Source organism: uncultured Limimaricola sp., from assembly GCF_964022235.1.
GTDB lineage: Bacteria > Pseudomonadota > Alphaproteobacteria > Rhodobacterales > Rhodobacteraceae > Limimaricola.
This window is the reverse complement of record NZ_CAXHZL010000001.1, coordinates 287,368-300,533: the sequence shown is the minus strand read 5'-3', so window position 1 is coordinate 300,533 and position 13,166 is coordinate 287,368. Positions and strand designations below refer to the sequence as shown.

General features: G+C 66.3%; 14 protein-coding genes. 7 read left to right on the top strand and 7 right to left on the bottom strand.

Annotated elements, in window-relative coordinates; genetic code table 11:
- The first annotated feature begins 36 nt into the window (after window positions 1–36).
- The 4 genes from AADJ02_RS01575 to AADJ02_RS01560 all read left to right on the top strand — a co-directional run bounded on the left by AADJ02_RS01575 (window position 37) and on the right by AADJ02_RS01560 (window position 3,580).
- Complete coding sequence (locus tag AADJ02_RS01575) at window positions 37–954, top strand: sulfite exporter TauE/SafE family protein (protein WP_341211237.1); 918 nt, start codon at window positions 37–39, stop codon at window positions 952–954.
- Window positions 951–1,712, top strand: coding sequence for a TIGR02186 family protein (locus tag AADJ02_RS01570; RefSeq protein ID WP_341211236.1), 762 nt, complete (start codon window positions 951–953; stop codon window positions 1,710–1,712). Before AADJ02_RS01575 ends, AADJ02_RS01570 begins: the two co-directional genes overlap by 4 nt.
- A 99-nt stretch (window positions 1,713–1,811) precedes the next feature.
- Entirely contained in the window at window positions 1,812–1,994 is a 183-nt protein-coding gene (locus tag AADJ02_RS01565; RefSeq protein WP_341211235.1) for a hypothetical protein, read from the top strand.
- 50 nt (window positions 1,995–2,044) lie between these two features.
- Window positions 2,045–3,580 (top strand): AAA family ATPase, encoded by a 1,536-nt coding sequence (locus AADJ02_RS01560; RefSeq protein ID WP_341211234.1) that lies wholly within the window; start codon window positions 2,045–2,047, stop codon window positions 3,578–3,580.
- Here AADJ02_RS01560 and AADJ02_RS01555 read toward each other — a convergent pair.
- Window positions 3,552–4,970 (bottom strand): 1-acyl-sn-glycerol-3-phosphate acyltransferase, encoded by a 1,419-nt coding sequence (locus AADJ02_RS01555; protein WP_341211233.1) that lies wholly within the window; start codon window positions 4,968–4,970, stop codon window positions 3,552–3,554. The two genes, AADJ02_RS01560 and AADJ02_RS01555, sit on opposite strands and share 29 nt — an antisense overlap.
- Before the next feature lie 294 nt (window positions 4,971–5,264).
- Between AADJ02_RS01555 and AADJ02_RS01550 the strand changes: the two genes are divergently transcribed.
- The 3 genes from AADJ02_RS01550 (at window position 5,265) to deoD (ending at window position 7,994) form a co-directional block, all read left to right on the top strand.
- Window positions 5,265–6,815, top strand: coding sequence for a methylmalonyl-CoA mutase family protein (locus AADJ02_RS01550; protein WP_341211232.1), 1,551 nt, complete (start codon window positions 5,265–5,267; stop codon window positions 6,813–6,815).
- Between the two features lie 96 nt (window positions 6,816–6,911).
- A complete protein-coding gene (locus AADJ02_RS01545; RefSeq protein WP_341211231.1) occupies window positions 6,912–7,232 on the top strand; it encodes an H-NS histone family protein in 321 nt (106 codons plus the stop codon).
- Window positions 7,233–7,289: 57 nt separating this feature from the next.
- Window positions 7,290–7,994, top strand: a complete 705-nt coding sequence (deoD, locus tag AADJ02_RS01540) for a purine-nucleoside phosphorylase (protein WP_341211230.1) — start codon at window positions 7,290–7,292, stop codon at window positions 7,992–7,994.
- Here deoD and AADJ02_RS01535 read toward each other — a convergent pair.
- From AADJ02_RS01535 to sdhD, 6 genes are read right to left on the bottom strand one after another with little or no spacing between them, the layout of a single operon-like run.
- Window positions 7,991–8,833, bottom strand: a complete 843-nt coding sequence (locus AADJ02_RS01535; RefSeq protein WP_341211229.1) for a DUF1989 domain-containing protein — start codon at window positions 8,831–8,833, stop codon at window positions 7,991–7,993. The two genes, deoD and AADJ02_RS01535, sit on opposite strands and share 4 nt — an antisense overlap.
- Window positions 8,833–9,612: a succinate dehydrogenase iron-sulfur subunit gene (locus AADJ02_RS01530; protein WP_341211228.1), complete on the bottom strand. Its 780-nt coding sequence runs from the start codon at window positions 9,610–9,612 to the stop codon at window positions 8,833–8,835. Before AADJ02_RS01530 ends, AADJ02_RS01535 begins: the two co-directional genes overlap by 1 nt.
- A 3-nt stretch (window positions 9,613–9,615) precedes the next feature.
- On the bottom strand, window positions 9,616–10,680 hold the full coding sequence (locus AADJ02_RS01525) for a polysaccharide pyruvyl transferase family protein (RefSeq protein WP_341211227.1): 1,065 nt from the start codon (window positions 10,678–10,680) through the stop codon (window positions 9,616–9,618).
- Window positions 10,677–10,964, bottom strand: a complete 288-nt coding sequence (locus AADJ02_RS01520; protein ID WP_341211226.1) for a hypothetical protein — start codon at window positions 10,962–10,964, stop codon at window positions 10,677–10,679. Before AADJ02_RS01520 ends, AADJ02_RS01525 begins: the two co-directional genes overlap by 4 nt.
- Window positions 10,964–12,769 (bottom strand): succinate dehydrogenase flavoprotein subunit, encoded by a 1,806-nt coding sequence (gene sdhA / locus AADJ02_RS01515; RefSeq protein WP_341211225.1) that lies wholly within the window; start codon window positions 12,767–12,769, stop codon window positions 10,964–10,966. Before sdhA ends, AADJ02_RS01520 begins: the two co-directional genes overlap by 1 nt.
- A 14-nt stretch (window positions 12,770–12,783) precedes the next feature.
- Complete coding sequence (gene sdhD / locus AADJ02_RS01510) at window positions 12,784–13,155, bottom strand: succinate dehydrogenase, hydrophobic membrane anchor protein (RefSeq protein WP_341211224.1); 372 nt, start codon at window positions 13,153–13,155, stop codon at window positions 12,784–12,786.
- Window positions 13,156–13,166: the final 11 nt, after the last annotated feature.

Here is a 13,166-nt window from a genome sequence, read left to right as displayed (position 1 = left end):
GACTGCGTTAATCGGCGCCACCGCACGGGGGCCCGCATGCAGCTCTATCTCCCCATCGCCGAGGTTTCGGTCAACATCTTCCTGCTCCTCGGCCTCGGTGGGCTGGTGGGGGTGTTGTCGGGCATGTTCGGCGTCGGCGGCGGGTTTCTGATCACGCCGCTGCTGTTCCTCGCCGGAATCCCTCCCGCCGTGGCTGTGGCCACCTCGACCAACCAGATCGTCGCCTCGTCCTTCTCGGCCCTTCTGGGGCATCTGAGACGGCGCACCGTCGACATGACGATGGGATCGGTGCTGCTCGCGGGCGGACTTGTCGGCTCTGCTCTGGGCATGGTGGTGTTCAACTGGCTGCGCGCGCGCGGTCAGGTCGATCTGCTGGTCGAGCTGAGTTACGTGATCTTTCTCGGCACCGTCGGTGGGATGATGCTGATCGAGAGCCTGAACGCTCTGGTCAAGGCGCGCCGTCCCGGTGCGCGGCCCAAGCGGCGCAAGCACTACTGGGTCCATGCGTTGCCGCTCAAGATGAAGTTCCGGGTCTCGGGGCTCTACATCTCGGCGATCCCGCCGCTTCTGGTGGGGCTGTCGGTCGGGGTTCTGGCGGCGATCATGGGCGTGGGCGGCGGTTTCGTGATGGTGCCCGCGATGATCTACCTGCTCGGCATGCCGACCAAGGTGGTGATCGGCACCTCGCTGTTCCAGATCATCTTCGTCACCGCCTTCACCACGATGCTGCACGCGGTCACCAACCAGACGGTGGATATCGCGCTGGCGCTCCTGCTGATCGCCGGGGGCGTGGTGGGTGCGCAGCTCGGCACGCGGATCGGCGCGCGGATGAAGGCCGAACAGCTGCGCATCCTGCTGGCGCTCCTCGTGCTCGGGGTCTGCGGCCAGCTGGCATTGGGCCTCATTCTGCGCCCATCCGAGCTTTACGAGATCCAGTCGGTGGCCGCGTCATGATCCGGTTGATGCTCCTGCTCATCGCGCTGGCTCTGCCCGGTCAGACGGCGCGCGCCGAGGAAATCGTGCTGGGACTGAGCCGCGATCAGGTCGCGATCACCGCGACCTTCGACGGCTCCGAGATCCTGATCTTCGGCGCGGTCCGCCGCGAGGCCCCGCCGCCGGTAAACGCCGATCCGCTCGAGGTGATCGTCACCGTGGCAGGGCCGGCCGAGACCGCCATCGTGCGCCTCAAGGAGCGCCGCGCGGGGATCTGGGTCAATGCCGATGCCGTACGGATCGAAGGCGCGCCTTCGTTCTACGCCGTTGCCACCACGGCACCCTTGGGCGATGTGCTCAGCATCACCGAGGATCTGCGGCTCGCGGTGTCGATTTCGCGCGCGATCCGTGCAGCGGGCAACCGCGACTTCGACACCGCCGATCACGTCGCGGCGCTGGTGCGGATTCGCAAGGCTCAGGACGTCTACCGTCTGCAGGAAGGGGCCGTCGATCTCGATCGCGAGACGCTGTTTCGCACCTCCCTTGCCCTGCCCGCCGATCTTGTCGCGGGCAACTACACCACGCGGATTTTCCTGACGCGCAGCGGCGCGGTGATCGACAGCTACGAGACGGTGATCGGCGTGCGCAAGGTTGGCATCGAGCGCTGGCTCTACGACTTCTCGAAAGAGCAGGCCGCGCTTTATGGGCTGCTGTCGCTGGCGCTGGCGATCATGGCAGGTTGGGCAGCTTCGGCGGCCTTTGCCGGCTGGCGGCGCTGAGAGCGGCTAAAATCCCTTCTATTCCAAGGCTCCCGAAGGGGCGGTCCGGCGTGCTAGCCTGAGGTCGGGTTAAGCTGCCACAGCCAAAGAGGAGCACCGATGTCACATCGATGGATGTTCGACGTGTTGACCGATCTCGAAGCCTACGCCCGCCACAACGGCCTGCCGCAGCTTGCGCGCAAGCTGTCGGAGGCCGCGGGTCAGGCCGTGCACGAGATGGCCACCGTGCCGGTCACCGAGCGCGTCGAGAGGCAGCCGCCCGTGCAAAGCCGCGCCGAATAGGCGCAGCGCCCCCTCTGGCCCCCGCCGCGGCGCGCGGATAGGGTCGCGCCATGACACTTCCCGCCGTGACGTACTCCTCCGACCAAGCCGAAGCCTGGGATGCCGTGACGCAGCTTTTGCGCCTCACGGGCGTCGATCTCGACGACGATTTGCTGAGTGCGCCCGCCTCGGACGCGCAGCGCACCATTGCCGTCATCGGCAAGGCCGGATCGGGAAAGACGCTGCTGCTCGCGGAGCTGACCGCCGCACTCAAGAAGGCGGGCGTCGACATCGTCTCGGGCGATTGGGAGGGACGAAAGAAGAAGGACCGGCGCACGCTGGCCGTCCTCGCGCCGACCAACAAGGCGGCGAGCGTGCTGCGCAACCGCGGCGTGCCGGCGACGACGATCCACCGCATTCTCTACACTCCGGTCTATGATCCCGAATACGAGAAGATCGCCGAATGGCTCGGCGGCGATGGTGAAAAGCCCAACATCGAAGGCCTCACCGAAGAGGCGCTGACCCGGGCGGCCAATGCCTTTGCCACGCATGGCTCGGTGCCCGCCGCGCTCGCCGCCGCCGGGCTCAGGGGCTCGGACTTCATCACCGGCTGGAAGCGCCGCGAGGAGCCGCTCGACATCGGCTTCATCGACGAGTCGTCGATGCTCGACGAAAAGCAGGTCGAGGATCTGAAGGAGATTTTCCCGACGCTGGTGCTGTTCGGCGACCCGGCACAGCTTCCGCCCGTGCAGTCCTCGGGTGGCATGGTGTTCGACACGATGAAGGACGCCGACAAGCACGTCCTGCACCGTATCCACCGACAGGACGCCGACAACCCGATCCTCGACCTCGCCCATGCTCTGGCCGATCCGCAGGTCGATTTCTATGCCTTCGAACGTCTGGTGCAGGAGGCCGCCGCGCGCGATGAGCGTGTGGTCATGGCGCGGCGGGTCGAAGCCGAGCTGATGGCGCGCAGCCCCGTGCTGGTCTGGCGCAACGCCACGCGCATCCGGCTGATCCACGCTTTCCGCGCGGCTTACGGCGCGCCTGAGGGCGACCTGCTGCCCGGTGAGCCGCTGATCTGCGACGGCATCGAGTTGCCCTTGAAGCACCGCAAGAAGCGGCTAGACCTCGAAGCGCGCGGTCTGATCAAGGGCGCGCAGGTGGTCTACATGGGCCCCGGTCGCAAGCCGGGGTTTTCGCGGCTGCACGTGATGGGCGCGCCCGAGCCGCAGCTTTCGGCCGCCTCGATCGTGCGGATCGAGCAAGAGGGCGACGCCGAGCCCTTCATCCCCTATGCCGCGCGCATGGGGGCCACATTCCTGCACGGCGCCGCCGTCACGATCCACAAGGCCCAAGGCAGCCAGTGGGACACGGTGCAGGTCTTTGCCCCCGACATCGAGATCGCCGCCCGGATGGGTCGGGTCGAAGCGGGGCAGCCATTGTGGAAACGTCTTGCCTATGTGGCGATTACCCGCGCCGAGCGCGAACTGCGCTGGGTGGTACGCTCGATGCTGGCCAAGCCGTCGAACCAGCTTGGCACCGATGACCTCATGGCGCCTGCCGCCCCGTTCGAGCTTAATGCGCCGGTGGCGGAAGAGGGCTGAGACCTTCGCTCGGGGCCGCGAGGCGTACAGGTTCGAAATGATGCGCGACCGAGGCCGCGTAAAAGCGCAGCACCGGCTCCGCTCCCGGTGCGGGGGCGAGCCCCTCGCCCCCTTCGACCACCAACCCGCGCTGTATCAGGTTTCCAAGCGCATCCGCCGTGATCCGCGCGGCATCACGGCGCGGCAGCGCCACGCCGCGCGCGTGCAACATGCCCAGACGCGCCGCGACGCGAATCTCGATCCGCGCAGGCGGCAGCGGCGAGACTTCGAGCAGGATCCCCGCGACGAGCGGCACCGGCAAGACCGGCATCACTGCCTCGATACGGCGCATCATCTCGCGCGACAGCCGTGCCGTGTCCTGCGGGCCGGGCACCTTGCCCCCCATGTATTCGGCCAACGACAGCGGTTGCCCGAACCCGACGGAAGCGGTGCCATAGCCGCGAAACCGCCCCGTGATCCGCTGGCCCAAATGCCCAAGCACCGCGCCCACCAGTCGCGACGCCGGCACGCGAAACCGCCGGCTGCCCGCCTCCGCCGCACCGATCAGCACCCGATCCTCGAGCACGCGATCGTAGTTGAGCGCCACCGGCACGAAGATCACGTCGCGGGGATGGTTCGCGAAATCCTCGACGATATGTCCCAAAAGCCCGGTCTTGGGCGCGGCCACGCGCCCCGTAAGGCTTAGTCCGCCTTCGGGAAAGATGGCCTGCGCCACGCCCCCCGCCGTCGCCATCTGCACATAGCGTTGCAGCACCCGGCGATAGAGCACGCCCCTTTCGCGCCTGCGGATGAAATAGGCCCCCATTGCCCGGATCACCGACGATAGCGGCCAGACCCGCGCCCATTCCCCCACCGCGTAGGACAGCGCCGAGGTGCGCGCGGCGAGCCACGTGACCAGCACATAGTCCATGTTGGAGCGGTGGTTCATCACGAAGACCACGGCCGCATTCGCATCGATCGCATCGAGCTCGGCGCGGTCGAACGCCCCCAGTCGGATGCGATAGAGCGCCCGGCTGAGCCATTTGGCGAAACGGATCCCGAAGGTGAAATAGGCGGTGGCCGAAAACGAGGGCACGATTTCACGCGCGTAGTCGCGGGCCTGCTCGAAAGCCACGTTCTCGGGAACGCCGTGGCTTTGGGCATGTTCGACGATCGCCTGCGCGACGGCGGGATCGTAGATCAGCCGCTGGATCATGTCATGGCGACGTGCCAGCTTGAACGGCTCGATCGGCCGGGCCAGCCGGGTGTTGAGCCGCGCCACCGCGCGCTCCATCCGTTTGCGAAAGAACCAGCGCACCGATGGGAACAGAAAATGCGAGGCAAAGGTGACCGCTGCGAAAAGCACGATCAAGACGAGCAGCCAAAGCGGGATTTCGACGGGGCGGAACATGCGTCGACCCTGACGCAAACCGGCTCCGGTGGGTAGCGCCGAGACGCGCGCACCCCCGTCCCTGCTGTGCTTTCACGGGCCAAGACGATGCGTTTGGATCACACCTTCAGGTCCAGTTTGCCCATTGCGACCCTTCCGACGGGACCACGGCGGCGACCGGGCTAGACGCTTTGAGACGGAGCGCTCATCATGAAGGCCCGCAGAACGCGGAATCCTATTGTGCAAGGTGGCCCCGATCCCGACCCGGACCCGCGGGACCGGTCGCCTGCCCGCCCATGCGAACCGGACGATGCCATGACCGCTCCTCCCTCCCCCTCCCGGCGGCCCGCCGATGCCGCCCCCGTGGTGCTGCATCCCGACCTGCCGACGCGTGCGGGGTTCGATTCCGATCATCCATTGGCTTCGGGGCTGGTGGGCCGGGACGGGCCTGCCATCAGCCATCTCGGCGATCTGGAGGCGCTGCTGCCGCAAGGGGGAGCCGTGCCGGTGGTGATCGCATCCGACGCGACAGGGCCTTGGCTTCTGGCGATGCTGGCGGCGTTGGCCGAACGGCGCCCGGAGGGGGCATCCGGGCTGCGCGGCGCGCTGTGCAACGATGCGATCGGGGTGCGCCATGGCCCCGCCGCGCCAGCCTGGTCGTCCGAGGCGGCGCTCGACCTTGCGGCTGATACGCTGTCGTGGAGCCGGCGTGCCCTGCCGCAGATGCGCGGCGCCCGGTTGCGGGTTTCGGCCCCGGTGGATGGCGATGCGGTGGCTCCCCTCGTCAATGCGCTGCAATCAGGTCTGGCCCTGCTGGCGGCGACGGCACGGCGTGAGAGACCGCAGCACCTGCTTGCGGCCGCCGGGGGCATCGAGTTCGTCATGTCCGGCGATACGCCCGGCGATCGCGCAGCGGGCGCATGTCTCGCACAGCTGTGGCAGGCGCTGCTTGCGGAACGGCACGGGGCGGGCTTTGCTCCGCGCGACGATCTGGTGCTCTATCTTTCCGAGACCGGTCCGGGTTTCTCCGAAACTCACCCCCCCGAGCCGCACATCTTGCGCGCCGCCCTCGAACGGCGCGAGGCCAAAGGATCGCCCGAGCCCTGCTTCGCCCCCCTGCCCTGCGGTACGCCTTCCCGGCGTTCGGCGCAGGAAACGGCCTGCGAGGCGGAGCCCGACAGGCGCGCGGCGCTTGCGCGCTGGCGTCAGGAGCGGGACGGCAATGCCGTTCAGAAATCCCTACTGGCGCTACGCGAGGCCGCAAAGCGCGGCATCAACGTCATGGGCCCGTCGGTGGCCTGCGCCAAGGCAGGGGTGACCACGGGCGAATGGACCGCGGTGCTGACCGCGGCGCTCTCGACCCGTCGACGCTCCGACTCGATCGCTCCCGCACCGCCACCTGCCGATCTGGCTCCGGCGCGCGAACGGCTGGCGCAGGCCGCCCAAGGGCTGGCCCGTCCCGTCACGCTGATGCTGGTACGTCTCGGTCTCGATGCCCGCCCTTGGATCGAGCATCCTGTTTTTCGCACCGCGAAGGATTGCGGCATCGATCTTCGCGACCCCGGAGCGCGGCTGTCTCCGGCCGAAATTACAGACGCGGTGCTACGAGAACGGCCTCATGCATTGCTCTTTTGCCTTGGATCGGAGCAATCGATCCGAATGGCCAGCGCCACTCTGGCGTCTTTGCGAAACGCCGGGCTTGGGTCGATCCCGGCACAGGGGTATATCGCCTTCGACGGCGACGAAGTCGGTGCCAAAGAATTGCGGGACGTGATGACGCTACGAAATTTGGCGAAAACGACGGCCTACGAATTGCTTGAAGATGTGGCCAGACTGATCGTTTCTAGAAAATCCACGGCGAAATAGGCCGACTTAGCCTTTTGGACAGCTCGCAGCTTCTTGTTGATCATTGCAATGAATGATGGTCAATACTTGGGACCATTCAACAGGAAGACCATTCACATGGACAACAACCTCCACGAGATGTCTCGTAAGGAACTTGAAAAGCTTCGCAAGGATATCGATGAGGCTTTGTCGACCGTTTCCCAGCGCGAGCGCAAAGCCGCATTGGACGCCGCCGAACGGGCTGCAGCAGAGCATGGGTTTTCTTTGGCTGATCTCGCGGAGTCCGCGGGCAAAGCCCGAAAGTCCAAGACCAAGAACCCTGCGAAATACCGCAACCCCGAAGATCCGACCCAGACTTGGTCCGGCCGTGGCAGAAAACCGCGCTGGATCAACGAGGCCGAGGCCGCCGGGCGTCCGATCTCCGATTTCGAAATCTAAAGTTCCATTGGCCGGGCGACCTCGCCCGGCCACTTTCTCTTTTCAGGCGAGCGGCGCATGAGTACGCATATCGGAGCGACCCCCGGCGAAATCGCCCAGACGGTTCTCATGCCCGGCGATCCGCTGCGTGCAAAATGGGCTGCCGAAACCTTTCTCGATGCGCCGCGCTGCATCAACGAGGTGCGCGGCATGTTCGGTTTTACCGGGACATGGCGTGGTCATGAGGTGACCATTCAAGGCTCCGGCATGGGAATGCCGTCGCTGTCGATCTATGCCAATGAATTGATCCGCGACTATGACGTACAGACCCTGATCCGCATTGGATCCTGTGGTGCGATGCGGGCGGATATCGCGGTTCGCGATGTAATCCTCGCCATGACGGCGTCAAGTGTCGGAAACCCCTCGCGTGCGATGCTGCGCGAAATTCATTACGCGCCGCATGCCGATTATGGGCTTTTGCGCGCGGCCCATGACGCTGCCGCTCGCCGGGGTACCGCCGTGCATGTCGGCGGGATCTATTCCTCTGACACGTTTTACGACGAGCGCCCCGACCTCCACGATCAAATGGTGCGCCACGGCATTCTTGCCGTGGAAATGGAGGCGGCAGAGCTTTACACGCTGGCGGCCCGCCACGGGCGCCGCGCTTTGGCTGTGCTGACCGTATCGGATCATCTCGTCACCGGTGAGGATCTGCCCGCAATCGACCGCGAGCGAAGCTTCGGCGACATGGTCGAGATCGCGCTTGAAGCCGCCTTCGCCTAGATCCCGTGTCCGCCCGTATAGCCGTTGCGCCGCGGACTGTCCCAGCCCTCCAGCGCCCCTCGTGCAGGACGTAGCACAGCCATCGACAGCGGGAAACAAGCGGCGCGGTCGCTCGAATGCTCCGACCCACAATCGCCACCCGGACACGCGCTCATCACCGCGAGCAGATCGATCTCGGCGAAGAGGTCGAGGTGGTCCCCTGCCCTGACCGGGCTCGCCTTCATGAAATAGCGGCCCGAGTCGCGGGTGAAGCCCGTGCACATGAAGACGTTCAACACATCATGCACATGTGTCTCTGCTTTGCTCAGAGACAGTCCTTCATGCGCCGCCAGCGCGCGCGTCAGGTTCGAGTGGCAACAGCGGTCGTAGTTACGGCCCGAAAGCAGCTGATGCGTGTAGGGATCGCAGCGCGTGCCGATCACGTCGTGCACGGCCCCGCCATCGGCGTCGATCCCGTACCAGTCGAGGCTGTCGGCGATGATCGTGGCCATCGGGCGCAGATACGGAAAACACGACCAAAGCCGGTCGCCGGTGCTTACGTGGGTGCCGTGGAGTGCGCGGGTCTTGCCCGAGAAGAACCGCTCGGAGAGGTCGTCCTTCGCAAATAGGTTCAGATCCCCGACCTGCGGACCGTCGGGGCAGCCAAGCCGCAGGATATGGCCCGCAGGAACCTCGATAGTGGCCGCGTCGCGCGGCGGTATGGTGACCTGTGCCACCTCCACCGCGTCTCGTGCCGCTCGCAGGAAGAGCTCCATCGGCGGCGGCGTCAGGCTCCCTTCGGGATAGACGAGAACCGGGGTGGCCGCCCGGCGCGCAGCGGCGTCAGGCGGCGACTTCATCAGACAGCCCGCTCGACCATCATGTGCTTGATCGACTGGATCGCCTTGGCCGGGTTGAGCCCCTTGGGGCAGGTCTTGGCGCAGTTCATGATGGTATGGCAGCGGTAGAGCTTGAACTCGTCCTCGAGATCATCGAGCCGCTCGCCCGTGGCCTCGTCGCGGCTGTCGACGATCCAGCGGTAGGCATGCAGGAGTGCTGCCGGTCCGAGATAGCGATCGCCGTTCCACCAGTAGGACGGGCAGGCGGTCGAACAAGACGCGCACATGATGCACTCATACAGACCGTCGAGTTTGCGGCGGTCCTCGATCGACTGACGCCACTCCTTGGCGGGGGTGTTGGTCTCGGTTTCCAGCCACGGCTTGATGCTCGCGTGCTGCGCATAGAAATGCGTGAGATCGGGGATCAGATCCTTGACCACGGGCATATGCGGCAGCGGGTAGATCTTGATGTCGCCCTTCACGTCGTCGATGCCATAGGTGCAGGCCAGCGTGTTGATGCCGTCGATGCTCATCGCGCAGGAGCCGCAGATCCCCTCGCGGCACGAGCGGCGGAAGGTCAGCGTCGGGTCGATCTCGCTCTTGATCTTGATCAGAGCGTCGAGAATCATCGGGCCGCAGTTGTCGACATCGACGAAGTAGGTGTCGACGCGCGGGTTCTTTCCGTCATCAGGGTTCCAGCGGTAGATCTGGACCTTACGCAGGTTGCTCGCACCCTCGGGCTTGGGCCAGGTCTTCCCGTGGGTGATCCGGCTGTTCTTGGGAAGCGTCAGTTGGACCATGGGTCACCTCTTGTCGAAATGGGGGGTCGGAACGGCGGTCTCCGGGTTCGGACTCCGCACCGGGTCGAATTGGCTCGTGAAGGCCGCGATGGCCTCCAAGGGAAGGGTCATGCGCTGCTGCCAGGCCCCGCGCAGACGGTCGGGCAGCGCACCCTCCGCAATCTCCTCGCGGCGGATCGAGGCAAGTCCCGAATGACCGGCAATCTCGCGGGCCCGGTGATCAACCTCGACCACGAGCGCGCGTTGGCCATGATGCAGACCACGGATCGTACCGTGCAGACGGGTGCCGACCACATCGACCGGCCCGGCTGCCAGAAACGCATCATAGGCCGCGAGATTGGGCGGCAGAACGCGCACGCCCTCATGTCCCGGCAGGCTGCGCATATGCACGAGATCGCGCGGCTGCTGCGGCCAGAACCAGACCTCGTCATACACCTCTCGCAGCGCCGTGAGCAGGCCCGCGTCGCTGTCATGGGCCAAGTGCCGTGTCAGCGTCATCACCACACGCCGCGCCGGGCCCGCCCCCGTCATTTCGGGCGGCACCGACCACAGCGTCGGACAGGAGGTCATCACGCCCTTGAGGCCAATCTGCTCCAGAAGCCTCAGGGCGATGTGATCGCGCACCGAATGGACGTGATCATGCGACAGGATGTGACGCAGCAGGCGGCGTTGCAGCGGGTGCACGCGATCGAAGTCGCGATTGCCGCCGACCCCTACCAGCACGACCTTGCCGCGCAGTGCGGACAAATCGCGCGGCATGATCCGCCACATGTAATCCGAGCCGAGCCGTAACCGCGCCGAAAGCGCGTTGGTCCCGAGCATGAGCACCATGTCGGCGGCGGCGGCGGCGCGGCGGCCCGAGGGACCGAGACCGTCATGCCCGGCCGAGGTGGTAACATAGGCGTCGCGCAGCAGCGGCGCGATCTCGGCGCGGCACCGCTCCATGATGATCTCGTCGCCGAGATTGTCGGAGGCACAGGCCGTGTCGATCAGGTGGACATGACGCAGGCGCGCCGTGGCGCCTGCCTCGTGCCACGCCACCCCATCGGTTCGAGCCGCGGCGTTCACCTGAGCCTCGGCGGTCGCACGGGCGCCTGACCGCTTCGCGCCACCACGCAGTCCTCGTAGACAGCATAGGGGTCGCGGCCGCGCAGGTAGTCGTCGGTCACCCCGATCGAGATGCCCGACGACAGCCCGCTGCGCGAGCTGGCACCGACGCTGACACTGCCCGTGGGCCCCTGCGCGGCGCGCGCGCGCTGTTCGCAGACCCGCGCCGCGTCGAGAGGCGACAGCGGGGTCTGCGTGCAGGCCGCCGCGAAGAGCGGCAGCGCCAGCAGGAGCGCGCCACGCATCAGTACACCCGCGCCTTGGGCGCGATCTTCTTCATTTCGATGCCGCCCTCGGCCTCGGTGGTCAGCGGGTCGAGATGCACGGGCCGGTAGTCGAGCCGCGCCTTGGCACCATCGACCCAAGCGAGCGAGTGCTTGCGCCATTCGTCGTCGTTGCGGTCCGGATAGTCTTCATGCGCATGCGCGCCACGGCTTTCCTTGCGCGCCTCGGCGGCGGTGATGGTGGCTAGGGCGTTGGGCATGAGGTTCGCCAGCTCCAGCGTCTCCATCAGGTCCGAGTTCCACACGAGGCTGCGGTCGGTGACATGGATGTCGCCCATCTTCGCTGCTGTGGCCTCCATCTTGTGCATGCCCTCGGCGAGGGTCTTGTCGGTGCGGAACACCGCCGCATCGGCCTGCATGTTGCGCTGCATCTCGAGGCGCAGCTCGGCGGTCGGCGTGCCGCCCTTGGCGTGGCGCAGACCGTCGAAGCGCTCGAAGGCCTTCTCTATGGCGGCCTTGGCCGGGGCCTTCACCGCCGTCGAGGGATCGACGACTTCACGCGCACGGATCGCCGCGGCGCGGCCGAAGACCACGAGGTCGATCAACGAGTTGGAGCCGAGGCGGTTCGCGCCGTGGACGCTCGCGCAACCCGCCTCGCCCACGGCCATCAGGCCCGGCGTGACGGCATCGGGGCTCTCGGCGGTCGGGTTGAGTACTTCGCCCCAGTAGTTCGTGGGGATGCCGCCCATGTTGTAGTGCACGGTCGGCAGCACCGGAATCGGCTCTTTCGTCAGATCCACGCCTGCGAAGATCCGCGCCGATTCCGAGATGCCGGGCAGACGTTCGGCCAGGGTCTCGGGCGGCAGGTGGTTGAGGTGGAGATGGATGTGGTCGCCATCCTTGCCGACGCCACGCCCCTCGCGGATCTCCATTGTCATGCAGCGCGAGACCACGTCGCGCGACGCGAGATCCTTGTAGGTCGGAGCATAGCGTTCCATGAAGCGCTCGCCTTCGGAGTTGGTGAGGTAGCCGCCCTCGCCGCGCGCGCCTTCGGTGATGAGGCAGCCCGCGCCATAAATGCCGGTCGGGTGGAACTGCACGAACTCCATGTCCTGCAGCGGCAGGCCCGCGCGCGCTACCATGCCGCCGCCATCGCCGGTACAGGTGTGCGCCGAGGTCGCGGAGAAATAGGCGCGGCCATAACCGCCAGTGGCCAGAACCACGGTCTTGGCGGCAAAGACATGCATCGTGCCGTCATCGAGCTTCCACGCCAGAACGCCACGGCAGGTGCCGTCATCGTCCATCAGCAGGTCGATGGCGAAATACTCGATGTAGAACTCGGCCTTCTGCTTGAGCGACTGACCATAGAGCGTGTGCAGGATTGCGTGGCCGGTTCGGTCGGCGGCGGCGCAGGTGCGCTGCACCGGCGGGCCTTCACCATATTCGGTGGTGTGGCCGCCAAAGGGGCGCTGGTAGATCTTGCCTTCTTCGGTGCGCGAGAACGGCACGCCGTAGTGCTCGAGCTCGTAGACCGCCTTGGGCGCCTCGCGGGCGAGGTATTCCATGGCGTCGGTGTCGCCGAGCCAGTCGGAGCCCTTCACGGTGTCGTACATGTGCCACTGCCAGCTGTCGGGGCCCATGTTGCCAAGCGAGGCGGCGATGCCGCCCTGCGCCGCGACGGTGTGGGAGCGGGTCGGAAAGACCTTGGAAATGCAGGCGGTGCGCAGGCCTTGTTCGGCCATGCCGAGGGTCGCGCGCAGACCGGCACCACCGGCGCCGACCACCACCACGTCGAATTCGTGGGTCTCGTATTCGTAGGCTGCCATTGAGGGGTCTCCGATCAGAGGGCGAGGCGGATCAGGGCGAGAACGCCGATCGCGGCCAAAGCATAGGAAAGACAGGTCACGCCGACGATCAGCGCCCGGCGGGTGAAGCCCTGGGCATAGTCCTCGATCATGATCTGGGCACCGGCGCGGAAGTGCCAGAAGCCGACGACGAAGGTCAGCACGGCGATCGCCGCCGGGATCGGCCGCTGGTAATAGATCACCACCTCTTCGTAGGTGCCGCCCAGAATGGCGCCGAAGGTGAAGACGAACAGCGGGATCAGGATCGCGAGCGCCACCGAGGAGATGCTCATGCGCCAGTGCTGGCGGGTGCCGGAGTGCGAGGCCCCGAGGCCATGGGCACGCTTGCGGTCGGTCAGGTAAGCCATGCGGATGCCCC